This window comes from Paenibacillus sp. FSL R5-0701, assembly GCF_037973995.1.
Lineage (GTDB): Bacteria > Bacillota > Bacilli > Paenibacillales > Paenibacillaceae > Paenibacillus.
The window spans coordinates 1,519,557-1,542,432 of the sequence record NZ_CP150230.1; the positions used below are offsets into that span (position 1 = coordinate 1,519,557).

The 22,876-nt window shown below is 48.7% G+C and carries 23 protein-coding genes and 5 tRNA genes; 16 read left to right on the forward strand and 12 right to left on the reverse strand.

Annotation, left to right across the window (positions count from 1 at the left end; all coding sequences use genetic code 11):
- Positions 1-32: 32 nt before the first annotated feature.
- Both MKZ13_RS06800 and MKZ13_RS06805 read left to right on the forward strand, forming a co-directional pair.
- Complete coding sequence (locus MKZ13_RS06800; RefSeq protein WP_339182779.1) at positions 33-2,222, forward strand: alpha-galactosidase; 2,190 nt, start codon at positions 33-35, stop codon at positions 2,220-2,222.
- 539 nt (positions 2,223-2,761) lie between these two features.
- Entirely contained in the window at positions 2,762-4,984 is a 2,223-nt protein-coding gene (locus MKZ13_RS06805; protein WP_339182781.1) for a Tex family protein, read from the forward strand.
- 182 nt (positions 4,985-5,166) lie between these two features.
- Here the strand turns inward: MKZ13_RS06805 and cmpA are convergent, their stop codons facing one another.
- Complete coding sequence (cmpA, locus tag MKZ13_RS06810) at positions 5,167-5,310, reverse strand: cortex morphogenetic protein CmpA (RefSeq protein ID WP_017690033.1); 144 nt, start codon at positions 5,308-5,310, stop codon at positions 5,167-5,169.
- Between the two features lie 190 nt (positions 5,311-5,500).
- Entirely contained in the window at positions 5,501-5,857 is a 357-nt protein-coding gene (locus MKZ13_RS06815; protein ID WP_017690032.1) for a hypothetical protein, read from the reverse strand.
- A 119-nt stretch (positions 5,858-5,976) separates the two neighbouring features.
- On the opposite strand from MKZ13_RS06815, the gene MKZ13_RS06820 reads away from it, so the two are divergent.
- The 3 genes from MKZ13_RS06820 (at position 5,977) to MKZ13_RS06830 (ending at position 6,703) form a co-directional block, all read left to right on the forward strand.
- On the forward strand, positions 5,977-6,438 hold the full coding sequence (locus MKZ13_RS06820; RefSeq protein WP_036669054.1) for a SprT family protein: 462 nt from the start codon (positions 5,977-5,979) through the stop codon (positions 6,436-6,438).
- A 94-nt stretch (positions 6,439-6,532) separates the two neighbouring features.
- Positions 6,533-6,608, forward strand: a tRNA-Asn gene (locus MKZ13_RS06825).
- A gap of 6 nt (positions 6,609-6,614) precedes the next feature.
- Positions 6,615-6,703 (forward strand) — tRNA-Ser (locus MKZ13_RS06830).
- A gap of 221 nt (positions 6,704-6,924) precedes the next feature.
- Here the strand turns inward: MKZ13_RS06830 and MKZ13_RS06835 are convergent.
- On the reverse strand, positions 6,925-7,623 hold the full coding sequence (locus tag MKZ13_RS06835) for a winged helix-turn-helix domain-containing protein (protein WP_339182784.1): 699 nt from the start codon (positions 7,621-7,623) through the stop codon (positions 6,925-6,927).
- A gap of 104 nt (positions 7,624-7,727) precedes the next feature.
- Here MKZ13_RS06835 and MKZ13_RS06840 point away from each other — a divergent pair, with 104 nt between their 5' ends.
- Together MKZ13_RS06840 and MKZ13_RS06845 are read left to right on the forward strand one after the other, a co-directional pair.
- Positions 7,728-8,387, forward strand: coding sequence for a flavin reductase family protein (locus tag MKZ13_RS06840; protein ID WP_339182786.1), 660 nt, complete (start codon positions 7,728-7,730; stop codon positions 8,385-8,387).
- 93 nt (positions 8,388-8,480) lie between these two features.
- Entirely contained in the window at positions 8,481-9,152 is a 672-nt protein-coding gene (locus MKZ13_RS06845) for an MgtC/SapB family protein (RefSeq protein WP_091033649.1), read from the forward strand.
- A 64-nt stretch (positions 9,153-9,216) separates the two neighbouring features.
- Here the strand turns inward: MKZ13_RS06845 and MKZ13_RS06850 are convergent, their stop codons facing one another.
- Both MKZ13_RS06850 and MKZ13_RS06855 read right to left on the reverse strand, forming a co-directional pair.
- Positions 9,217-10,113: a Cof-type HAD-IIB family hydrolase gene (locus MKZ13_RS06850; protein ID WP_339182787.1), complete on the reverse strand. Its 897-nt coding sequence runs from the start codon at positions 10,111-10,113 to the stop codon at positions 9,217-9,219.
- A gap of 3 nt (positions 10,114-10,116) precedes the next feature.
- Positions 10,117-10,893 (reverse strand): DeoR/GlpR family DNA-binding transcription regulator, encoded by a 777-nt coding sequence (locus MKZ13_RS06855; RefSeq protein WP_047842021.1) that lies wholly within the window; start codon positions 10,891-10,893, stop codon positions 10,117-10,119.
- 308 nt (positions 10,894-11,201) lie between these two features.
- On the opposite strand from MKZ13_RS06855, the gene MKZ13_RS06860 reads away from it, so the two are divergent.
- The 4 genes from MKZ13_RS06860 (at position 11,202) to MKZ13_RS06875 (ending at position 12,150) form a co-directional block, all read left to right on the forward strand.
- Positions 11,202-11,273, forward strand: a tRNA-Glu gene (locus MKZ13_RS06860).
- 106 nt (positions 11,274-11,379) lie between these two features.
- Positions 11,380-11,455 (forward strand) — tRNA-Lys (locus MKZ13_RS06865).
- Positions 11,456-11,472: 17 nt separating this feature from the next.
- Positions 11,473-11,555, forward strand: a tRNA-Leu gene (locus MKZ13_RS06870).
- Positions 11,556-11,724: 169 nt separating this feature from the next.
- Positions 11,725-12,150, forward strand: coding sequence for a helix-turn-helix transcriptional regulator (locus MKZ13_RS06875; protein ID WP_036610863.1), 426 nt, complete (start codon positions 11,725-11,727; stop codon positions 12,148-12,150).
- Between the two features lie 110 nt (positions 12,151-12,260).
- Here MKZ13_RS06875 and MKZ13_RS06880 read toward each other — a convergent pair whose 3' ends face one another.
- Genes MKZ13_RS06880 through MKZ13_RS06905 form a run of 6 tightly spaced genes read right to left on the reverse strand, consistent with a single transcriptional unit; the run spans position 12,261 to position 17,044 of the window.
- Positions 12,261-13,220 carry an urease accessory protein UreD gene (locus MKZ13_RS06880; protein ID WP_339182789.1) on the reverse strand — a complete coding sequence of 320 codons (960 nt, stop codon included), beginning with the start codon at positions 13,218-13,220 and terminating at the stop codon, positions 12,261-12,263.
- Positions 13,138-13,857: an urease accessory protein UreG gene (gene ureG, locus MKZ13_RS06885; protein WP_017690021.1), complete on the reverse strand. Its 720-nt coding sequence runs from the start codon at positions 13,855-13,857 to the stop codon at positions 13,138-13,140. The genes MKZ13_RS06880 and ureG overlap by 83 nt, the downstream gene beginning before the upstream one ends.
- Before the next feature lie 33 nt (positions 13,858-13,890).
- Entirely contained in the window at positions 13,891-14,586 is a 696-nt protein-coding gene (locus MKZ13_RS06890; RefSeq protein WP_083677315.1) for an urease accessory protein UreF, read from the reverse strand.
- A 33-nt stretch (positions 14,587-14,619) separates the two neighbouring features.
- A complete protein-coding gene (gene ureC, locus MKZ13_RS06895; RefSeq protein ID WP_339182792.1) occupies positions 14,620-16,338 on the reverse strand; it encodes an urease subunit alpha in 1,719 nt (572 codons plus the stop codon).
- Positions 16,335-16,724: an urease subunit beta gene (locus MKZ13_RS06900; RefSeq protein WP_339182794.1), complete on the reverse strand. Its 390-nt coding sequence runs from the start codon at positions 16,722-16,724 to the stop codon at positions 16,335-16,337. Before MKZ13_RS06900 ends, ureC begins: the two co-directional genes overlap by 4 nt.
- A gap of 17 nt (positions 16,725-16,741) precedes the next feature.
- Complete coding sequence (locus tag MKZ13_RS06905; protein WP_076209470.1) at positions 16,742-17,044, reverse strand: urease subunit gamma; 303 nt, start codon at positions 17,042-17,044, stop codon at positions 16,742-16,744.
- A gap of 261 nt (positions 17,045-17,305) precedes the next feature.
- Here MKZ13_RS06905 and urtA point away from each other — a divergent pair, with 261 nt between their 5' ends.
- From urtA to urtE, 5 genes are all read left to right on the forward strand, one after another.
- Complete coding sequence (gene urtA / locus MKZ13_RS06910) at positions 17,306-18,556, forward strand: urea ABC transporter substrate-binding protein (RefSeq protein ID WP_339182796.1); 1,251 nt, start codon at positions 17,306-17,308, stop codon at positions 18,554-18,556.
- Positions 18,557-18,738: 182 nt separating this feature from the next.
- The gene (gene urtB / locus MKZ13_RS06915) at positions 18,739-19,644 is read left to right on the forward strand and encodes an urea ABC transporter permease subunit UrtB (protein ID WP_036610830.1); all 906 of its coding nucleotides are present in this window, start codon (positions 18,739-18,741) and stop codon (positions 19,642-19,644) included.
- A 21-nt stretch (positions 19,645-19,665) separates the two neighbouring features.
- Entirely contained in the window at positions 19,666-20,757 is a 1,092-nt protein-coding gene (gene urtC / locus MKZ13_RS06920) for an urea ABC transporter permease subunit UrtC (RefSeq protein ID WP_076209468.1), read from the forward strand.
- On the forward strand, positions 20,720-21,529 hold the full coding sequence (gene urtD, locus MKZ13_RS06925; protein ID WP_339182799.1) for an urea ABC transporter ATP-binding protein UrtD: 810 nt from the start codon (positions 20,720-20,722) through the stop codon (positions 21,527-21,529). The genes urtC and urtD overlap by 38 nt, the downstream gene beginning before the upstream one ends.
- Entirely contained in the window at positions 21,507-22,202 is a 696-nt protein-coding gene (gene urtE / locus MKZ13_RS06930; RefSeq protein ID WP_076209466.1) for an urea ABC transporter ATP-binding subunit UrtE, read from the forward strand. Before urtD ends, urtE begins: the two co-directional genes overlap by 23 nt.
- A gap of 30 nt (positions 22,203-22,232) precedes the next feature.
- Here urtE and MKZ13_RS06935 read toward each other — a convergent pair whose 3' ends face one another.
- Positions 22,233-22,868 (reverse strand): hypothetical protein, encoded by a 636-nt coding sequence (locus MKZ13_RS06935; RefSeq protein WP_339182801.1) that lies wholly within the window; start codon positions 22,866-22,868, stop codon positions 22,233-22,235.
- Positions 22,869-22,876 lie beyond the last annotated feature (8 nt).

A 22,876-nucleotide genomic window follows, 5' to 3' on the forward strand; every position in this document is an offset into this window, starting at 1 on the left:
GAAAGACCTATATATAGAAGTGGAGGAGACATATGAGCATTTACATCAATCAAGAGAAACTTCAGTTTCATTTACAGACCCGCGAGGCCAGTTACGTATTCCAGGTACTGCCCTCAGGATATTTGGTGCATTTGTATTATGGCAAAAAATTACGCGACACCGATCTGAGCTGGTTGCATGTGCGGACAGAACGAGCGTCCTTTAGCCCCAACCCGGTGCCAGAGGATCGTACGATCTCATTCGATACGTTGCCAGTGGAATTGCCAGTGTATGGCACGAGTGATTTCCGTAATCCGGCTATCCAACTGGAACTTGAGAATGGCTCGACGGTTTCGGAGTTTACGTATACAGGCCATCGATTGGTCAAAGGAAAGACAGCGCTTACTGGTTTGCCAGCAACGTATGTTGAATCCGATGAAGAAGCAGAGACGCTGGTTATTGAGTTGGAAGACCGCGTTGCGGGTATCAAAATCGAGCTTTCCTATACAGCCTTTACGGCATTTAATGCGATTACACGCTCCATGCGTATCGTTAATGAGAGCGCTACCTCAGTGAATGTGGCGCGTGCGCTCAGTTCATCTGTTGATTTTCCGCATGCAGATTATGAATTGTTGCAGTTGTCAGGTGCATGGACACGGGAACGTGATATTGTTCGCAGACCGCTTGCGTCAGGCCTGCAAGGGATTGAGAGCCGTCGCGGTTCAAGCAGTCACCAACAGAATCCTTTTATTGCACTGATGACACCAGGCACGGATGAAGACCAAGGTGAAGTTTATGGATTCAGTCTCGTCTATAGTGGTAGCTTCACTGCACAGGCTGAAGTGGATCAGTTCCACACCACCCGTGTGTCACTCGGAATCAATCCGTTCGAGTTCAGCTGGAAGCTGGAGCCGCAAGAAACGTTCCAGACACCTGAGACGGTTATGGTGTACTCGGCTGCAGGTTTGGACGGCATGTCACAGTCCTACCACGAATTGTATCGGGAGCGTCTTGCGCGTGGTAAGTTCCGCAATGCGGAACGTCCGGTTCTGGTCAATAACTGGGAAGCAACCTACTTTGGATTCAATGCAGACAAGATTGAGCAGATCGCTCGCGCCGGACAGAAGCTGGGTATTGAGCTGTTTGTCTTGGATGATGGCTGGTTTGGACATCGGGACAGTGACAACTCCTCGCTGGGCGACTGGATTGTAGATAAAAACAAATTGCCACAGGGACTGGATGATCTGGCTAACCGCGTAACAGGTCTGGATATGCAGTTTGGATTGTGGTTTGAGCCTGAGATGATCTCACCAGACAGTGAGCTGTATCGTGCGCACCCGGACTGGTGTCTGCATGTGCCTGATCGTCGCCGGACAGAAGGGCGTCAACAATTGGTACTCGACTTCTCTCGTCAGGATGTACGTGATGAGATTGTGCGCATGTTAACAGACGTACTTGGTTCTGCACCAATCACTTATGTGAAATGGGACATGAACCGGAATATGACGGAAGTGGGTTCCGCATTGCTTCCGGCAGACAGACAGCGTGAGACCGCGCATCGTTACATGCTCGGGTTGTATGACGTCATGGAACGAATCACTTCAGCGTTCCCGAACATTCTGTTCGAGAGTTGTTCAGGTGGGGGTGGCCGCTTCGATCCAGGTATGCTGTATTACATGCCACAGACGTGGACAAGTGATAACACCGATGCTATATCCCGCCTGCGGATTCAATACGGTACGAGTCTTGTATACCCGGTAAGTTCGATGGGATCGCATATCTCAGCGGTACCGAATCATCAGGTCAACCGGATCACTTCGCTTGAGATTCGGGGACATGTTGCGATGTCGGGCAACTTCGGGTACGAGCTGGACCTGACAAAATTCACGGAGGAAGAGAACGACATCGTGAAAGCCCAGGTTGAGCTGTACAAAGAGATTCGTGGAACGGTGCAATATGGAACATTCCGTCGTTTGCTCAGTCCGTTTGAAGGCAATGAGACAGCGTGGATGTTTATTGCACCGGATGGAAGCGAAGCTGTGGTATTCTACTTCCGCGTGCTCTCTGAGCCTAATGCGCCACTTCAGCGCTTGAAGCTGAAGGGATTAGATCCTAATGCGGATTACCGTCTGAAAGGCGGATCGGAGACCTTTACCGGCGATGCCCTCATGTATGGCGGTATTTCGGTAGGCAGCACATCAGGAGACTATCTGAGCGAACTGTTCCGGTTCGAGCGCGTCTAGATAAGTGAACTACATTTTATTTACACGGATACTACGATGACAGAACAACCTTCCAATCGCTGTTATCCCCAGATTTTTCGGTTCTCTTTTCTCAAAGGGGAAATCCGGGGATAGCGTATGCTTCCGATGTAGCTTTCTTTCAGAAAGCTTTTAGGCGAGTGTATGCTTTCGAAGTAGCTTTCTGAAGAAAGCTTGTAGCTTCGCTTTTTCAGGTTTTTTCTGTCCTCTCCGTTATCGTGTAAATGAGCAGTTTCACTATTAGATTGCTATTTTATTTAAAGTTTTAAAAAAAGGAAGGACCGAGGAGCGTCGTGTTGACGTTTTTTCGGTCTTTTTTTGACGTATTGGGGAAGGCTGGAGGATGACATCATTCTGTCAGAACTTGTATGCTTGCGGATTGATGGAAATCTGGACGGGATTCTGTGATAATATAGGGTAGAGTGGAAGAAACAAATGGTTCAACTATACTGTAATTACAGCAGCAAAGCTGCCCTGAAATGATTATAACGAACGATTCAGGAAGGAAAGAGGGATTTATTTTGTCTGAACAGGAAACGGTTCTGGAACCCAATGAAGAAACAATAAAGGCAGAACGCCATGAACGAATCATCAAACAGGTAGCCAAGGAACTGTCACTGTCCTTGAAGCAGGTCCGTACCACGTCGGAGCTTCTGGACGAAGGCAATACGATTCCATTTATCGCCCGCTACCGTAAAGAAATGACTGGAGAGCTGGATGAGAACCAGCTGCGATCGATTGAAGAACGCATTGTTTATCTGCGCAATCTTGAGGATCGCAAATTGGAAGTCATCCGTATTATAGAGGAACAGGGCAAGCTGACCGGAGAACTGAAGCAATCCATTACGCAGGCTGTGAAGCTGCAGGAAGTGGAAGATCTGTATCGACCTTACCGTCAGAAGCGTAAAACACGTGCCAGTGTGGCCAAGGAAAAAGGTCTTGAACCCCTTGCTGTATGGATCTGGGGTCAACCGAAACAAGGAGATGCACTCCAGGAAGCTGCGAAATATATCAATGCTGAACTGGGTGTAGAAGATGCAGAATCGGCGCTTCAGGGAGCCAAAGACATTCTGGCGGAGAATATTGCAGACGATGCTGCCATTCGTGCCTGGATTCGTCGCTACACCTTGGATCATGGGATGCTGACTTCAGAAGCGAAGGATGCTCAAGAGGAGTCCGTGTACGAGAATTATTATGATTACCGTGAATTAGCCAAAAAGATGCCTCCACACCGTATTCTCGCAATTAATCGCGGTGAACGTGAGAGTATTCTGAAAGTCGGCCTAGACGTACAGGCAGAACCTGCCCATCGTCATATGGAAGGACAGATCATTCGTGGTGCTTCTGCCGTGCAGGATATCCTTCGTGATGTGATTGAAGATGCATACAAGCGGCTGATTGCGCCTTCCATCGAGCGCGAAGTTCGTGGAGAACTCACGGAAAAGGGTGAAAATCAGGCCATATCCGTATTCTCGGCTAATCTGCGTAACCTCTTGCTTCAACCGCCTATTCATGGCAAACGTGTGCTGGGTGTCGATCCGGCCTATCGTACCGGTTGTAAACTGGCTGTAGTAGATGATACGGGCAAGCTGCTGGAAGTGGCTGTGACCTATCCAACGCCACCACACAACAAGAAACGTGAAGCTGCGGAAGTATTCCATCGGATGATCAAGCAATATGATATCGGACTGATCGTCATTGGTAACGGTACCGGATCACGTGAAACGGAACAATTTGTTGCCGAGATCATTCAGGAGAACGGTGATGAAAGTCTTGTGTATCTGATTGTTAACGAAGCAGGCGCGAGTGTATATTCTGCATCCAAGCTGGCCCAGGAAGAGTTCCCGGATCTGGATGTTGCCGAGCGCAGTGCAGCTTCCATCGCACGTCGTGTACAAGACCCGCTTGCGGAGTTGGTTAAGATTGATCCAAAAGCCATTGGCGTGGGTCAATATCAGCATGACGTTTCCCAGAAAATTCTCGAAGAAAGCTTGAAAGCTGTCGTCGAATCCGCAGTTAACCATGTGGGTGTGGACGTGAATACAGCTTCACCTTCGTTACTGTCATATGTTGCTGGAGTTAACGCTACGATTGCCAAAAACATTGTGAAGTACCGTGAAGAGAATGGCCGGTTCACGAACCGCCGTCAGCTTCAGAAGGTGCCACGTCTGGGTGCCAAAACCTATGAGCAGTGCGTAGGATTTATGCGTATTGGTGAGGGCGAGAATCCATTGGATCGTACACCGATTCACCCTGAGTCCTACAAGGTGGTGGATCTGCTGTTCAAGGAGCTTCAGGTTGCACTGGACAAGCTGGGAAGCAAGGAACTGTCGGTGTTACTGTCGGAGCAACAGCCAGAGCAATTAGCTGTGAAACTGGACGTAGGTGTGCCTACATTGCGTGACATTCTGGACAGCTTGCAGCGTCCGGGTCGTGACCCGCGTGAAGAAATGCCGTTGCCAATCTTCCGTACAGATGTATTGAAAATTGAGGATCTGGTGGAAGGCATGGAGTTGCAAGGTACGGTTCGGAACGTTATTGATTTTGGTGCCTTTGTTGATATTGGGATCAAGAGTGATGGGCTTGTCCATATCTCACAGCTCAGCAACGGGTATGTTAAACATCCGATGGATGTTGTATCTGTCGGGGATAATGTAACGGTCTGGGTTATGAATGTGGATACCAAAAAAGGCCGTGTCGGCCTGACGATGAAGAAGCCTGCTTCTGCGCAACAGTCTTCTTAAATAGTAGGATTGGAGAACAGCCTTCCCTAACCAGGAAGGCTGTTTGTTGTCGACAGTAATGTTCCCGTTGTCCGTTCTAATTCCTTTAGTAAGTACGGTGGGAATAATGATGGCTTTTTCTTAAAGAGCGTGTTCAAAAGGCCATCCTTCGTAATCCAAAGCAGACTTTTATGAACAACCTCTTAAAGTTCGTTCTCCGCGCTGCGTGGTGTGCCATTTGCTGGTTTATTGCGATAAAAGAACCAGCATTCGTTCAGCAACTTGATTTGCCGGCTGTCCTTTTTGTGAAATGCACGCATCAGTTGATTGCAAAGCCATTGAGGCAAGGGTATCTCCTCCTCTTGCATAATTCATCTGTACGTTAGCATATGTGGCAATAGCCTGGACTGTGCGGGATAAGTGGAGGCCACAGGCAAATCAATCTTGTTCACTCAAAAAAAAGCACAAAAGCACAAATCCCAATTCAGGGAGATGTGCTTTTCGTTCTCATCATTATAAAATGATACCTGCGGTGAATTAGAGAGCTTCCATCTCTTCTTCATACCACTGTTCCAATTGGGCCTGGAGAGCCCGGATTTCGGTAAGTAGAGAAATCAAAGGATAATGGCTTTCACGTAGTGCTGCAAAAGATTCTTCAAGCGCATTGATATAATCAAGGCCGCCGATGATAGTAAGATTTTCGTTTAGGAGATCGAGGCTGTCACATTCGGCGATCGCCCAAGGCAGGACAGGGACATCTGCTGCAGTGAGTTTATCAATTTCCTTGTGCAGGCGCAGGTTGAGCGCACTGAGTTGATAGGCGTAATCTGCCGGCATTTCCACGAACTGCAATTGTTGTTCCTGCTGCAGGATGACATAGCGCATTGTAGGCATAACGAGTAATAATCTCCCCTCATACATTCTACTTGACAGTGTAGCCTACGAAACGGTTAAAATTCAAGTATTATACCGGAAAAACAAATGCTCCGAGGGGGTGCAAGGAGAGGATACCGATGGAAAATGAGGAATTGCAACAATGGATTGAACAGGTATCACTGGATCATTTCGGAGTGCCGTTCACCCATGAAGCGTTGTTTAACAGTCGCCTGACCACAACAGGTGGGCGTTATATGCTCAAAAGTCACCGGATTGAGATCAATCCGCATCAACTCGAAGCCTATGGGCGAGATGAGGTTGAGAAAATCATCAAACATGAGCTGTGTCACTATCATCTGCATATTCGTGGGCGCGGCTATCAGCATCGTGACCCGGAATTCAAGGCTTTATTGCAGAAGGTAGGCGGCTCGCGTTACTGCCAATCACTTCCTGACGGTAAAGGCAGAAAGCCGCTGCCATATCGTTATAAGCTGGTGTGCAAGAGCTGTGGTACGGAATATTTGCGCAAGCGGAAAATAGATCCGAAGCGTTACCGTTGTGGTCGTTGCGCGGGAAAGCTGGGCCTTCAGAATATCTGATGTGTGCATTGTTCACTACGCGTAAGTAAAGTGATGAAAGGCATGTTGACTTGGATTATTAATCATGATAGATTAGTCTTATTCAAGTTAATTTTCCCTGATAGCTCAGTTGGTAGAGCACTCGACTGTTAATCGAGTTGTCACAGGTTCGAGCCCTGTTCGGGGAGCCATTTCTTGGAGAGATACCCAAGTGGCTATAAGGGGACCCTCTGCTAAGGGGTTAGACTGCGTAAGCGGTGCGAGGGTTCGAATCCCTCTCTCTCCGTTCTGAATTAAACTTCTCTGCAAAGGGATGAGAACCCTAAAGGTTCGTCGGAGCATAAGCTTCGTTAGCAATACTTCGCAGTCTCGAACGAAGTGAGAGTACCCCTCTCTCTCCGTTCTGAATGACAAAAAATCCTCTTCACATTAGACCGGTTAACGGTCAGTGTGAAGGGGATTTTTTGCGTGTACTGATCTTTGGTTATCCCTTGTATACGCTTCTGCTTAAAGTGTGATGCTCAACACCTCGTATAAACCTTTCTTGCCTGCTTCCGTTACTTCGACAGAGCGACTTCCTGTTTTTTGACGAATCCAGTCCAGTTCCGATAATCGATGTCTGAGTTGTTCCCCAAGTATACCTGAGAGATGATGACGGCGTTCGCTCCAATCCAGACATTTGCGAGCGATGGCCCGGCGTGATCCTGGCTTCATCTGAAGTTTAATTCCAAACGTAGTGAACCACTGTATTCCTTTCTCTGTAACTTGATAATCCTTGCTGTGTGCCTCTTCGGGCTCTGAAAGATACCCCTTCTGTATTAAGGCTTCACAGAGCGAGATTCCCAATTTCCCGGCCAGATGACCATAACAGGTCCGTGCATGACTCAGTTGTTGAAGCTGATCGGATTGTTTGAGAGAGCGGATCTGTACAGGTGGAGCAATACTGGCCATCGTTTCAATCAGATTAGCAATTTCTTTGTTTGCAAGACGGTAGTATCGATGGCGTCCTTGTTGTTCAACTTCGAGTAATCCTCCCTCTACGAGTTTAGCTAGATGGCTGCTTGCCGTCTGGGGAGTGACACTTGCCATATGAGCAAGCTCTCCTGCGGGCAACGCACGGCCATCCAGTAAGGATGACAGAAAAATAGCGCGGCTTGGATCAGCGATTAACGACGCAATAACAGTAATATTCGGATATACATTCATACTTCGATCATATCTGAACTATTACTGTATTACAATCCAGTTGTATCGTCCTACGGTCAGATTGAGCTTATATATCATCGGAATGGGAACAGGAGAGGTTCAGGATGAAAAAGATAACGAAACAGGACTTTGCTACAGAGCAGTTGTCCGCGAGTCCAGCAGTGATTCAACATGAGACGATTAATCCCAGTATTTTATATTATGGTACGCCCGTATTGCTGCTAAGCACATTAAATGAGGATGGGTCAACCAACCTGTCACCATTATCTTCGTCTTGGGCGCTGGGGGATTGTCTGGTTCTCGGTCTAGGTACACAGGGCAAAGCCTATGAAAATCTGAGTCGACATCCGGAGTGTGTGATTAATTTACCAGATGCGACCATGTGGAGACAGGTTGAGGCATTAGGACGTTATACGGGAGTCACACCGGTTCCTGAGGAGAAAAGGAAGATGGGCTATGAATATTGTCATGATAAATTCACTGTAGCTGGACTAACATCTGAATGCTCGGTTCAGGTGGCACCAGATAAAATAGTTGAATGTCCGCTCCAGATTGAGGCGGCTGTACAACACATACGTATTCCCGAACATACACCGTTCATGGCGATTGTGGAAGTGAAAGCGTTGAAGGTGCACGTGCACACAAGACTAATATCTGGACCGAACAAGATTAATCCAGAGGAATGGCATCCGCTGATATATAATTTCAGACAATATTTCGGATTGGGCAAGAGACAAGGGGAAAATTTCCGGGCAGAGAAGTGACCTGAGTAGAGGCTTTTTATTAGTCATGTAAAGATTGGGTAATAGTAAAGATAGACTCATGTAAGCATATACATAATGAAAGAGGTGATGTGCATGGAAGTGGAATATTTGATGCGTGTACTCATAGCTGGAATATGTGGTGTGCTAATCGGTTATGAGCGCAAGAATCGAATGAAAGAGGCGGGGATTCGTACTCATTTTGTGGTGGCCGTTGGTGCTGCCCTGATGATGATTGTATCCAAATACGGATTCCAGGATCAGGCTGGCTGGGCCAATCTGTCTCTTGATCCGTCAAGGATTGCTGCACAAGTCGTTAGCGGTGTGGGGTTCATTGGAGCCGGGATGATCTTCACACAGCGTCACACGGTCAGGGGATTGACCACAGCGGCTGGCATATGGGCTACGGCAGGCATGGGACTTGCTGTGGGTTCAGGTCTGTATTGGACGGGTGCAGGCGTGACACTGCTTATTGTCGTGGCACAGATGTTACTGCATAGACCCACACGCTGGTTGGTATCCGCCCGAACAGAGACGTTAACCATCCATCTGCAAAATGAGGGAGAGGCCCTGAAGACTGTTTTGGCACTGCTGGGGCAGGAGAAGATATCAGTCATCGGATTTAAGACAGAACAGCAAACAAGCACAGACTCCGTGGAAGAGACTGTGCTTGAGTTCACATTGCAACTACCGGGTTCGTACCGGGGTGAGCAACTGATTATTTTGTTACAGGACGTGCCTCACGTTCGATCTGCGGAGTTAAAATGAAGAGAACCTGCATGGATCAACAGGCGACCATGCAGGTTCAGTACTTAATTCAGTATGGGTTCAATTACTGACCTTCTCCGACAATCGTTTCTGGACGGGACACCGGTTTACCTTCAAGCAGGCACTCGATAGCATGGGCTACACCGTGCTCCACATTGGTCAACGTTATGGCTTTGGCTAATGCCTGGATCTCGGGTTCGCCATTACCCATGGCGATGCCGAGTCCTGCCATTTTTAACATGGAGACATCGTTGAAGTTATCGCCAATCGCTACGGTATCCTCCATGGAGATGTTCAGGTGAGCCGCCAGTTTGGTGAGGGCATTACCTTTGGATACGTCCGGGTGCTGCATTTCGAAGTTATGCTCAAAGGATACAACCATGGCGACATCGGATCGGGAAGCGAAGTATTCTCGACCAGTCTTTACTTTGTCCGGATTCATGGAGAAGGCCATAATATTATAGATGTAGGCTTCTGCCGGAATTTCGAGGTGGCTGTCTACGCGGTGGTAGTCTTTTTTGTCATAGTGTTTCTTGATGGAGCGAATCATGCGTGCAATGTCCTCACCAGGGTTTGAACCAAGAACACGTTCCATCTCGGCGAGCAAGGTCTCATAACTGCTACGCGGGGCATAGATGCCTTGTTGCGTTGAAGCCTCATAATAGACATCATGATCTTCCAGCCACTGCATGACGGAAGCTGCTGTGTCACGCTCGAGCGGAAGATGGAATAAACGTTCACCGTCTGCATCATGAATTGTCGCTCCATTGGAGCCGATAATCGGGGTTTTGATTCCGCCTTCGCGGCTGATGGTCACAACATCGGAATAGACACGTCCTGTTGCAATGGTAACTTTCATACCGGATTGCTGGGCCTTTTGGATGGCTGCGGCATTCTCCGGGCTAATCTGGCTATCAATGTTCAACAAAGTTCCATCTAAATCTGTGGCAAATAATTTCATAATTTACAACTCCTTATCATCTGTAGGTTCAGGAATGAGAATCTCAACCTGTTGTTCGGCTAGAAAAACAAGCCATTCTTTGGTTGGCCATTGATCCGTAATCAATACATCCACCAATGACCAGTCGGCAAAACGATAACCATAACGTCTATCAAACTTGGATTGATCTGCAAGAACAACAACTTTCTTGGCAGCTTTCATCATTTGGTGTTTAATTTTCCCTTCCTCTTCGGAAGCACTGAAGCCATCCATGGTGATACCGCCAATTCCGATAAAGGCTTTATCTACATAATAGTGGGAGAGGGTCTCGATAACAGAGGTACCGTAGACATAACGTTGTTCCTTGTCTACTTTGCCTCCGAGCAAACGAATCTGGACAGCAGTGTGATTGGAGAGAAGATCAGCGGAATGAATCGAATTAGTAATGACGGTACAGGATTTGCCGTTTAAGTTCTCGGCACAGGCCTGCACAGTCGTGGAAGAGTCCAGAATAATAATCTCGCCTTCCCTTACAATGGCCGCAGCGAGTTTGCCGATGGCCCTCTTTTCCTCAGATACATCGAGTAAACGGTCTTTGTAGGATCTGAATTCTTGCGGAGGAGGGGGGAGAATCGCACCGCCACGTGTTCGGATAATGGCATCCTGTTCCTCAAGCTTAATCAGATCCCTGCGTGCAGTATCCCGTGATACATCAAACAAGGCGACAATATCATCGGCTGAGATGCGATTGTGTTTGCGTAGATGTTCAACAATGAGCTGCATTCGTTCTTCTTGAAACAAACATGTCACCTCCGAGTGTATGGATGACCGTACTTATACTGATACTTTAATTATAAGTATTTTTAATGTGATTTGCAATATTATAAGTGAACGTAAGTTTTTGTAAGTGTTTTAATGAATGATTTACATTTTTCCTGCACAGTGATGACACTGGCATGAATAGGAGAGGTGGCGATTAACGGGCCTCTGAAGAACAGTATGCAATGGACAAAAAGGCTTGAAAAATAAATTTCAAAAAAAGTATTGCAAGTTCAAATTGTCCTGTGGTATACTCATTCTTGTCGCCAAGAAAGACAACTTGTTATTAAGGCCCGTTGGTCAAGGGGTTAAGACACCTCCCTTTCACGGAGGTAACAGGGGTTCGAATCCCCTACGGGTCATATCTTCACCACCTCATGAGATCTACATTTTCGATGAGTAATCCTCAAAGTCATTGCTCTTATAGACAAGAATGAAGCATGGCACATCCGGTGAAGTTTACAGCAAGAGCCATTAGCTCAGTTGGTAGAGCACCTGACTTTTAATCAGGGTGTCGAAGGTTCGAGCCCTTCATGGCTCACCATTTTTACAATTGAATATGCGGTCGTGGTGGAATGGCAGACACGCTATCTTGAGGGGGTAGTGGGTGTATACCCGTGGAGGTTCGAGTCCTCTCGACCGCATCACAGCAACAATATAAGATAGACTTCTATGATCATTCATGGGAGTCTATCTTTGTGTTATACGATATACCTTATCCTGTTCCAGGCATATAAAGGCTGAGCATTCAGGAATAATGTGGTATAATTCAAGCAGATGAGTTGATTATTACGGTTGGAAGGCGGTTCTTGTATGCAGTCGATCTATGAGCGAATTGAACACCTGATTGCCGAACGAGGAATGACCAAGAAGGCTTTCTGCCAACAGCTGAAGATTAGCACAGGCAATCTGGGTGATTGGAAACGTGGCAAGTCTATTCCGAGTACGAATAAATTAATTGAGATTGCTTCGTTTTTTGATGTGAGCCTCGACTGGCTCATGATTGGACGTCCATCGAAGGAAGCGATGGTTCGGGAAAAACGGGAGGATTATTTTTTTGACGTTTTGCGGCAATTGAATTGCCAAGAAAGTGAATTATCGACTGTGGAACAGTCTTTTATCAGCGAATATATTGAGTTCACCCGTTACCGCAAATCCAAGGAAAGCAAGGATGCAGGCGACTATCGCTATAAACCTGAGAACAAGTCAGAGAACGATTCTGAGGAAAACGAAGCGTAAGTGATATGAGCAGCATCCATAGACTGAATGTACAAAAACCTCTGGACTAATCCGAACACACTCGGAGACAGTTCAGAGGTTTTTGTGTTAACCATCCTTACTTCACGCCCTTATTTACGAAAGACGAGGGTTTCTTTGCTCAGCAGATGGGGGCGGAGTGTATTCCAGATTTGAAGACACTGCTCCTGAAGTTCCCAAGCTGCCATGCCAAGGAGTCGAACGCCGATTCCACCGGTTGCCAGCAAACTTGCACCTGCGAGCATTCGTCCATCTGGTGGCAGAGCAGATCTGACTTGCTCCAACTCCGCAGTACCAAGCCCCGGGGCAATCATCCATAACGCAGCGGTATGTGTGTAGTGAAGGAGGGACGCTGAGTGTCTGGGATCATCGGTATCCGGTTCGAGTCCGAATCGATCCCAGACAGCCAGTTGCTCACCTTGCCATATCTCCGTCAAGCTGCGGTAACGCTCGAATTGGAACGCTTCTCCCCGATGAATCCGTCCGGCAGACCAGATATCTGCATAGGCCAGGATTGCCTGTTCTTCCAGCTCAAAGGTTACAGCGAGTGAAGAAGAACTTCCCTTGAAGGGAATGACGCATTCAGGGAAGTATTCCAGCGTGGCCCCTTTTCCCAACCGAAAGTGATGATTAACGGATGAAGGAATGGAAGGTGTGGGATGGAGTCTGGTAGCAGATGTGCTGCTCAGCATGACATGGGTGCCTTCACCTAATTCCCACTCGGAATGATAATGATCCCCGTTAAGGACTCCAGGCGAGACGTCTGACGTGTACACACATAATTCGGTTCCGCCTCCGGGAGGTCGAAAGGATCGGCTAAACCGGAGTGGTGCGCTGTAATAACGATCAGTCATGACAGTCCGGTCGCCTTGAAAGGCAAAGGTGGCCCGAAGCTCGCTGCGGCGTGTGACGGGCGAACCTGCACTTTCATTCCCATTTAGCTCTGTTTCCGTGGGGACAGAAGATGAATTAATGCGAGTGAGTGCCATGTTCATGGCTGTGTGAATGCAGATGTGCAGCGGAAGCATCGTCATCCATATATTGATGTTCAAGCCAGTGGACAATCTCGGATACACCTTCACCGCTCATTAGATTAGACATGACATAAGGGCGGCCTTCGCGTACCCGTTCGGTATCATTTTTCATAACTTCCAGGCTTGCACCAACGTAAGGGGCGAGGTCGGTTTTGTTGATTAACAGCAGATCTGAACGTGTGATTCCGGGACCGCCTTTGCGAGGGAGTTTCTCCCCTTGGGCAACGTCGATAATGTAGATGAACACATCGGCCAGTTCCGGACTGAATGCAGCGGAGAGATTGTCGCCGCCACTCTCGATGAAGATCAGTTGCAGATCCGGGAAACGTTCAATCAACTCGTCAACCGCTTCGAAATTCATGGAGGCATCCTCACGAATAGCCGTGTGCGGGCATCCGCCTGTCTCTACACCGATAATGCGCTCTGGTGCCAGTGCATTCTGACGCAGCAAGATTTCGGCATCTTCCTTGGTGTATATGTCATTGGTGATGACAGCAAGGCTATAACGTGTACGCAGTGCCTTGGACAGCTTCTCCACCAGGGCTGTTTTACCTGAACCTACCGGTCCGCCAATTCCAATTCGCATCGGACGACTCCGATCAAATGCTTTACGTTCCCACTCCGGATGATGCGTATGATTAGCTCCTCCACACATAACAATTCCTCCTAAGTTAGATAAAAGTTGTAGTTAAGACATAAACAACCGCGCGGGTAAGGTCTCGTGCCGCATGGCGTAGATTTCCTGGGCGATTCCGAAGCTGTGCATATCTTCCGGGTCATTTTCCCGAATGAGCGCCCATTCCGCTTCGATATCATCAAGCAGTTTCTGAATCAACATCTGCGCTTCGGTTTGTCCGATGGGCAGCAGGCGAAGTGCGCTGTTCACATAAGCGTTCACTGAGGTATACAGATGCCCGGTAACGGCTTCATCCAATTCAATCTCCAATTGATAGTTGATATAACCGTGAATGGTCGTAATGCCGCAATACGCGCCGTATTCCCGTATGGCCTCATCGATCAGGGAAAAGTCCATCCATGGATAGAGTGAACGGGCGAGCTTGAGCAATCGCTTGCCCATCTTGTGGCCGCTTTCCCTGAGTTCCCGAGGGGAGCGTTGGGCGTGGACACGTTTGTCATACAGGGCAAGTAGAGCGGCATCTTGTTGTTTTATCGCCTGATAGACGCCTTTGATGGCAAGACCATCTAGTCGTACAAGACTGGAGTGAAGCTGGCTGCGAATAAACTGTTCAAGCTGCGCGGTATTTTGCACGGTGCCATCATGCGTGTAAGCTTCCAGACCGAAGGAATGGGAGAAACCACCGATGGGCAGGGCTGAATCCAGCAACTGAACGTAACGGAGTAGCTTTGTGCCACTGTTCATCATGAGTGCCCCCTTATCAGCCAATCCGTATTCCTGTCAAAACATAAAGTACCGCTGTGCCATAGGCAACTCGTCTGCGGGTTCACAGGTGAGTAGCTCGCCGTCGGCGCGTACTTCGTAGGTTTCGGGATCGACTTCAATAACGGGGGTGACGTCGTTATGAATCATGTCTTTTTTACTGACCGAGCGACAGCCCTTGACCGGTTCAACCCGTTTCTTCAGGCCCAATGACTCTTTGATCCCCGCATCTGCTGCGGCTTGGGAGACAAAGGTGATCGATCCGCTGGCAATGGCGCTACCATAGGCTCCAAACATCGGTCTGCCAAATACGGGCTGAGGTGTCGGGATGGACGCATTGGGATCACCCATCTGGGCAAACGTGATCATGCCACCTTTAATGACGATCTCGGGTTTTACACCGAAATAAGCCGGTTTCCATATGATTAGATCTGCCAGCTTTCCAACTTCCACCGAACCGACGAGATGACCGATTCCGTGTGCGATAGCTGGATTGATGGTGTACTTGGCGACATATCGCTTGATCCGATCGTTATCGGAGGGGGAATTCGGGTTGAGTTCAAGTTTGCCGCGCTGTTTTTTCATTTTGTCGGCTGTCTGCCAGGTGCGGATAATGACTTCGCCCACTCGGCCCATGGCTTGAGAATCGGAACTGATGATGCTGAACACGCCAAGATCATGCAAAATGTCTTCGGCTGCGATTGTTTCGGGACGAATCCGCGAATCGGCAAAAGCTACATCTTCCGGGATGGAAGGGTCCAGGTGATGACACACCATCAACATATCGAGATGCTCTTCTACAGTGTTGCGTGTGTACGGTCGTGTTGGGTTGGTTGATGAGGGGATAACGTAGGACTCCCCAGCGGCCCGGATAATATCCGGTGCGTGTCCGCCACCAGCGCCTTCCGTATGGTATGTGTGGATCGTCCGGCCGTTGATCGCAGCCAGGGTGTTTTCGAGAAATCCGGTTTCGTTCAGTGTATCGGTGTGGATAGCGACTTGAACATCATGTTCCCCGGCGGCAGTCAGACAAGCGTCGATAGCGCTCGGGGTAGTGCCCCAATCTTCATGCAGCTTCAGGCCGATTACCCCAGCTTCAATCTGTTCAATTAAAGGTGCGGTACTGGAACTGTTGCCTTTGCCAAGGTAACCGATGTTCATGGGAAAAGCTTCTGCGGACTCCAGCATCCGGTGGATGTGCCAAGCTCCTGGTGTGCAGGTGGTGGCTTTGGTTCCTGTTGCAGGTCCTGTTCCGCCGCCGATCATGGTCGTGACCCCGGAGGATAACGCAGTCTGAATCTGCTGTGGGCAGATGAAATGAATATGGGTATCAATGCCGCCAGCGGTTACAATCATGCCTTCACCAGCGATGATTTCGGTGGAAGCACCGATGACCAGTGCGGGATGAACACCATCCATTGTATCCGGGTTACCGGATTTGCCAATGGCGCAGATGTGACCATCCCGAATGCCGATATCCGCTTTTACAATGCCCCAATGATCGATAATGATAGCGTTGGTGATAACCGTATCAGGAGTGCCATCGCTTCGCAGAGCGGTGGTGGACTGGCCCATTCCGTCGCGGATAACCTTACCACCTCCGAACTTGCTCTCATCTCCGTATACGGCATAATCATGTTCAATCTCTGCCCATAGTTCGGTATCCGCAAGTCTTACGGCATCGCCGGTTGTCGGTCCAAACATGGACGCGTATTGTTCACGGCTCATTTGTTTCATGAAGGTTCACCTCCATCTTGTATGGGAGGGGAGAACGTCTTCAGGAATGCCTCCAGTTTCACTGGATCAGGAGCTTGATCCGCAGAGCCTTCGGTTAGTCCGTTGAACCCGTGAATTTGGCGTTTGCCACCAAAGGTCGTGAGTTCAACTGGTTTCTCTTCACCGGGTTCGAAGCGAACTGCGGTGCCTGCCGGAATGTGCAGGCGATGTCCAAAAGCTGACGTGCGATCAAAGTCCAGTGCTGCATTAACTTCATAGAAGTGAACGTGAGAGCCGACCTGGACGGGGCGGCCGCCGCGGTTAAGGACAAGGAGTCGTAGGGTTAAACGATCTGGATGACAGATGATGTCGTCATCTGGCTTCAAACGGTATTCACCAGGAATCATGGTTTCTCCTGCCTTTCTCAGCGTATAGGTTCATGTACGGTAACCAGTTTTGTACCGTCAGGAAATGTAGCTTCTACCTGTACTTCAGGAATCATATCGGGAACACCATCCATACAGTCTTCACGTGTCAGGATGGTGCCTCCGTATCTCATTAATTCGGCAACACTCATTCCATCCCGTGCTCGTTCCATCAGTTCGGAGGTCAACAAGGCGATGGCTTCGGGAACATTCAACTTGAGTCCCCGTGCTCTTCGTTCACGGGCGAGGTTAGCGGCCACGGTAATCAGGAGTTTTTCTTTTTCCTGCTCAGTCCAGTGCAAGGCAATCCGACCTTTCGCTTATAATGTCTGATATGTTCATGGATCATATTGTATGTTAAATATACTCACACAGGGTGAATCCTTTGTCAATAAGCTTCAAGGCATATTAGCAGTATGCATGAAACGAGTATGCATGAAATAAAATTATGTAAGCTATATTGACATGAAGAGAGTAACCCTCCATAATTTGGATCAACGAACATTTCGGACGTAAATGACCTTAATGTTCGTCAATAGACTAAAAAAAGGGAGTGTAGGCTATTGAAGAAGAGGTCGGTCAAGTTATGGAGTATTTTGCTGGGTGCGGTCATTGTGATGACAGGATGTGTGGAGGGCGCTGCGCCTCCTGAAGCTTCGGGTTCAGGTGGTACAGGAGAGCCGGCTGCATCCGGTGATACGATTAAAGTTGGTATTCTTCACTCTCTCAGCGGAACGATGGCGATCAGTGAGGTATCTGTTAAAGATGCAGAGATGCTTGCTATTGAAGAGATTAACGCCGCTGGCGGAGTTTTGGGTAAACAGATCGAGCCTGTAGTTGAGGATGGCGCTTCGGATTGGCCTACTTTTGCGGAGAAGGCTGGGAAGTTACTGCAACAGGATAAGGTCGCTGCTGTATTTGGTGGATGGACCTCTGCAAGTCGGAAGGCTATGCTCCCGGTGTTTGAACAGAATAAAGGTCTATTGTTTTACCCGGTGCAATATGAGGGATTGGAATCGTCGCCAAATATTTTTTATACAGGAGCAACAACCAATCAACAGATCGTTCCATCCGTAACCTGGTTACTGGAGAACAGGGGCAAGACGTTTTATCTGCTCGGTTCAGATTATGTATTCCCAAAAACGGCCAATCAGGTCATTAAGGCACAACTCGCAGCAGAAGGCGGCGAAGTAGTGGGTGAAGAATACACACCGCTGGGCCATACCGATTACAGTACCATCATTAACAAAATCAAAGCTGCGAAGCCGGATATTGTATACAATACGCTGAACGGAGATAGTAATGTGGCCTTCTTCAAACAATTGAAGGATGCCGGAATCTCCTCGGATCAGATGACGACCCTCTCGGTAAGTGTGGCGGAGGAAGAAATCCGTGGTATTGGCGCAGACGTATTGAAGGGACATCTGGCTTCGTGGAATTATTATCAGACAACGGATACACCTGAAAATGCAACATTTGTTGCCAAGTATAAAGAAAAATACGGTGCTGATCGAGTGACAGCTGATCCGATTGAAGCGGGATATGTGGCGGTTTATCTCTGGAAGGCGGCGGTGGAAAAAGCAGGATCAACCGACGTGGAGAAGGTGAAGGCAGCTGCCAAGGGTCTGGAGTTTGATGCTCCGGAAGGTAAGGTAACCGTGGATGGAGAGAATCAGCATATCTACAAAACCGTACGGATCGGTGAGGTGCAGGAAGATGGGCAGTTCAAGGAATTGTGGAATTCTGGTGAGCCTGTCAAGCCGGACCCTTATCTGAAAACGTATGAATGGGGAGCTTCCCTCAGCGCTAAATAACATAGAAACCTCGCAATAAAACAGGCAACTCGCTTCAAAGCAGCCGAAACATAAACGAGGGTGTGACAACACATCCTCTCACCGCATTGCGGTAAAGCGTTACTGTGATGTGAAAAATGTTACTGCCGCTAATTGAAGTCATGTGAAATATCGAGAGTCACGGTATGGAGGAGGGGATAGCGATGGATATGTTTATCCTGCAGATGTTCAATGGTCTGAGTATCAGTTCAATTCTGTTGTTGATTGCACTCGGTCTGGCGGTAACATTTGGGCTGATGAATGTTATCAATATGGCTCACGGTGAACTGATCATGATTGGTGCATATGCAACGTATGTAACACAAAATCTGTTCATGTCCTATGCTCCAGCTGCGTGGTTTGGTGCTTACTTTGTTGTGGCTCTGCCAATTGCGTTCATTGTAGCGGCTCTGATTGGCTGGTTGCTTGAAGTGGTTCTGATCAGGCATCTGTATGGCAGGCCGCTGGACAGTCTGCTTGCGACATGGGGTGTAGGCATGATGCTGCAACAACTGGCCCGTACCATATTCGGGGCACCAAATGTGGGAGTATCCAGTCCAGCTTGGCTCAATGGGGGATTGGCGATCTCGGATGGAATTGTATTTCCGTATAAACGAATTTTCATTATCGCACTGGTTGCGGTTGTGCTGCTGTGTATGTACCTCTATATCTATCGAACATCTTCCGGAAGACGAATGAGGGCTGTAATGCAAAATCGGAGCATGGCGGGGTGTCTTGGGATTTCTACCCGGCGGGTGGATGGCATGACCTTTGCTATTGGTTCGGGCATTGCCGGAATTGCAGGTTGTGCATTAACACTCATTGGTCCGATAGGTCCTTCACTTGGTACGTATTATATTGTGGATGCGTTCATGGTCGTTGTCCTGGGTGGCGTAGGGAAATTGGTCGGAACCGTGTGTGGTGCATTGGGGATTGGTATGTTCAACACGCTGTTCGAAACCTATACCTCGGCCTCTATTGGCAAGGTGCTTGTGTTTGTATGTATCGTTGCTTTCCTGCAATGGAAACCACGCGGATTGGTCGCGATGCGCACACGGAGTCTCGATTAACGTGAAAAAGGGGGTTAGTTCATGTCCGCTTTACTCAAGACTGGCAGTCTGAAAATGAGGATTATCTGGGCAGTTGTGCTGATTATGATGTGTCTTGCTCCACTGATCTCCACGGAGTTTCGTCTGAGTCTGTTAGCCAAGTTTTTGGCGCTGGCAATCCTGGCCATTGGTCTTGATCTGATCTGGGGATATGGAGGTGTGTTGAGTCTTGGGCATGGGGTGTTCTTTGGACTGGGTGGATACGCGATGGCGATGTATCTGAAGCTTCAGGCCAGTGGAGCAACACTTCCTGACTTCATGGGATGGAGTGGTCTCAGTGGTCTGCCATGGTTCTGGGAGCCGTTTCGCTCCTTCCCGGTGGCGCTGTTATTGGGGATAGCCCTTCCGGCATTGCTCGCCTTTGCCCTGGGGTGGTTTACGTTCCGTAACCGGATCACCGGTGTTTATTTTACCATCCTGACTCAAGCCTTGGTTCTCATTACGGTAACACTCTTTGTTGGTAAACAGGAATGGACGGGCGGAACAAATGGCATCACCGGATATAATTCGATCTTTGGTTTTACACTTCATTCCGCTGGAACGACGATTGCTCTCTACTATATAACGCTTGCTGTTCTGGTGATCGCTTATATGCTCTGTCGTCGAATGGTGAACAGTCGATTCGGTCAAGTGCTCGAAGCTGCGCGGGATGGGGAGAATCGGGTGCGATTCCTCGGATATGATCCGGCAGGATATAAAACGCTGGCTTTTGCTTTTTCCGGTGCGCTTGCAGGCATCGCGGGCATGTTGTTTGTTCTTCAGGTGGGTATTATCTCGCCATCAATGATGGGGATTGTGCCCTCCATTGAGATGGTCCTGTGGGTTGCGTTGGGTGGTCGCGGTACGCTTATTGGGGCGGTCATCGGAGCGGTGGTGCTGAATGCAGCCAAAACAGGCATAAGTGAGGCTTATCCCGAAGGGTGGCTGTTTGTCATTGGTGGGCTCTTTGTAACGGTCGTTTTGTTCATGCCAAACGGTATTGTAGGTGTATATCGTCATATCGTTCGCTTGTTGAAGCGGAGAGGAGAGAGTGCGCATGTCCAAGTCACTCGGGAAAAACCTAAAGTCTACTGAGGAATCAGCGGTGTTGGTAGCCGAGGATATTACGGTGGCCTTTGGTGGGTTCGTTGCTGTCAAAGGCATGAATCTGAAGCTGCATGAACATGACCTGCATTTTCTGATCGGACCCAATGGTGCTGGAAAAACAACGATGCTGGATGTGATATGCGGCAAAACAAAACCCATGTCCGGCTCGGTGAAGATGGCGGATGGTACGGAATTAACACGACTGAAGGAGCACCAGATTGTTCGCAAAGGTGTGGGACGCAAATTCCAGGCGCCATCGATCTTTGCGGGTCTGACGGTGCAGGAGAATCTGACACTGGCGGCGGAGACTCGCCGTTCCCCTTTGCAAGCCATCGGTATTCGTCGATATGGGAAAATGAGTGCTGCCATGGAGCGTGTTACCCTCCAGATTGGTCTGCAAGACCGCGTTGATGCTCGTGCAGGAGCGTTATCACATGGGGAGAAGCAGTGGCTGGAGATTGGTATGCTGCTTCTACAGGAGCCGCGGGTGTTGTTGCTGGACGAACCAGCCGCAGGCATGACGGACGAAGAAACACACAAGACCGGGCGACTTCTGCAAGAAATTGCGCGTGAGCGCTCGGTTGTGGTGGTGGAGCATGATATGGAGTTTGTGCGAGAGTTCGCAGCCAAGGTAACGGTGATGCATGAAGGGAAACTGCTGAAGGAAGGTACGATGGCGGAGGTACAGGCAGACCCGAAAGTGGCCGAAGTGTATCTGGGCAAAAGGAGGGATGACCATGCTGTCGCTGCAACGAATTGAATCCGGCTACGGGGAAAGCAATGTGCTTCGTGGTGTGAACCTGGATGTACAGCCTGGACAGGTGGTGTGTCTGATGGGCCGTAACGGTGTAGGGAAAACAACGTTGATGAAAACATTAATGGGGCTGCTCAAAACACGCAAGGGCAGTATTCAGTGGCAAAATCAGGAGTTATCCACCTTGGATACAGCCAAGCGGGCAAGGGCAGGGATCGGTTATGTACCGCAGGGGCGGGAGATTTTCCCGCAGCTTACGGTGAAAGAAAACTTATTGCTAGGTCTGGAGACAAGTGCACCGGGAGTAAAAACGTTCCCCGAGGATGTACTGGCGATGTTTCCAGTGCTTGCGACGATGTATGGACGGCAGGGCGGGGATCTGAGTGGTGGACAGCAGCAGCAGTTGGCATTCGCTCGGGCATTGGCTTCGCGTCCGGGGTTGTTGCTACTTGATGAGCCGACAGAAGGCATCCAGCCTTCTATCGTGGAGGACATTCGGCAGGTTATTTTGCAGCTCAAGGCAAAGGGGAACCTCTCGGTTCTGCTGGTAGAGCAGAGTATTGATTTTGTACGAAGTGCCGCAGATTACATCTATATCATGGACAAAGGAACCATAACCCTGCATGGGACACCGCAAGAACTGGATATGTCGCAGTTTGAACATCATCTCTCCGTATAGTTGTAGTTAGTCGGCGAGTGGAGAGAGGTTTCAGGAACGCTTGTCCAGGATATTCGAGTATTTCGGATATAACCGCCGAATGCATTCCGGACAGATGTCATGGGTGAATTCGGCGTGGGTATGCTTCTCCAGATAACTTTCGACGGAGTTCCAGTGTTCCTCTTCGTCCTTGATTTGTTTGCAGACGGCGCAAATAGGCAGTAGTCCGCGCAATGTACGCACTTCAGACAATGCCTTCTTCAATTGGTGTTCTGTCTTTCTCTGTTCGGTAATATCCATGTGTGCAATCAAAGCCAGATCGGTATCCAGAATTGAATTTGCATAAGATAGAGGGGTGAGTTCTACACGAAACCACCTCTTTTCGTTGTATACAGTATACACGCAGATGTCATATGTATGATTTCGATTAAAGGGTATTCCGCGTTCTTTCAAATTCTGTGCGACAAGTGCCATGTTAGCGTTCTTGCTTCGTTTTGCCCAGGCTTCCGTCAGGTGCAGGTAATGTCTATGACTACTGTGTATATCCGGGTTTGGTGAGCATTGACCGAGTCCCTGTTGCCAGGCACGGTTACAACTTTGGATAATCCAATTGTGATCAACGATGATGAGCTGGTGACGTATGGACTGGAACGACAGCCTCTCCAGATCGGATGTAACATGTCTCATGGATGAGA

Coding starts and splice junctions, on each gene's coding strand:
- MKZ13_RS06800 (WP_339182779.1), top strand. CDS start 33: ATGAGCATTTACATCAATCAAGAGAAACTTCAGTTTCATTTACAGACC.
- MKZ13_RS06815 (WP_017690032.1), bottom strand. CDS start 5,857: ATGCCTACAATGCGCTATGTCATCCTGCAGCAGGAACAACAATTGCAG.
- MKZ13_RS06820 (WP_036669054.1), top strand. CDS start 5,977: ATGGAAAATGAGGAATTGCAACAATGGATTGAACAGGTATCACTGGAT.
- MKZ13_RS06835 (WP_339182784.1), bottom strand. CDS start 7,623: ATGAATGTATATCCGAATATTACTGTTATTGCGTCGTTAATCGCTGAT.
- MKZ13_RS06840 (WP_339182786.1), top strand. CDS start 7,728: ATGAAAAAGATAACGAAACAGGACTTTGCTACAGAGCAGTTGTCCGCG.
- MKZ13_RS06845 (WP_091033649.1), top strand. CDS start 8,481: ATGGAAGTGGAATATTTGATGCGTGTACTCATAGCTGGAATATGTGGT.
- MKZ13_RS06850 (WP_339182787.1), bottom strand. CDS start 10,113: ATGAAATTATTTGCCACAGATTTAGATGGAACTTTGTTGAACATTGAT.
- MKZ13_RS06875 (WP_036610863.1), top strand. CDS start 11,725: ATGCAGTCGATCTATGAGCGAATTGAACACCTGATTGCCGAACGAGGA.
- ureG (WP_017690021.1), bottom strand. CDS start 13,857: ATGTGTGGAGGAGCTAATCATACGCATCATCCGGAGTGGGAACGTAAA.
- MKZ13_RS06890 (WP_083677315.1), bottom strand. CDS start 14,586: ATGATGAACAGTGGCACAAAGCTACTCCGTTACGTTCAGTTGCTGGAT.
- ureC (WP_339182792.1), bottom strand. CDS start 16,338: ATGAAACAAATGAGCCGTGAACAATACGCGTCCATGTTTGGACCGACA.
- MKZ13_RS06900 (WP_339182794.1), bottom strand. CDS start 16,724: ATGATTCCTGGTGAATACCGTTTGAAGCCAGATGACGACATCATCTGT.
- urtB (WP_036610830.1), top strand. CDS start 18,739: ATGGATATGTTTATCCTGCAGATGTTCAATGGTCTGAGTATCAGTTCA.
- urtC (WP_076209468.1), top strand. CDS start 19,666: ATGTCCGCTTTACTCAAGACTGGCAGTCTGAAAATGAGGATTATCTGG.
- urtD (WP_339182799.1), top strand. CDS start 20,720: ATGTCCAAGTCACTCGGGAAAAACCTAAAGTCTACTGAGGAATCAGCG.
- urtE (WP_076209466.1), top strand. CDS start 21,507: ATGCTGTCGCTGCAACGAATTGAATCCGGCTACGGGGAAAGCAATGTG.
- MKZ13_RS06935 (WP_339182801.1), bottom strand. CDS start 22,868: ATGAGACATGTTACATCCGATCTGGAGAGGCTGTCGTTCCAGTCCATA.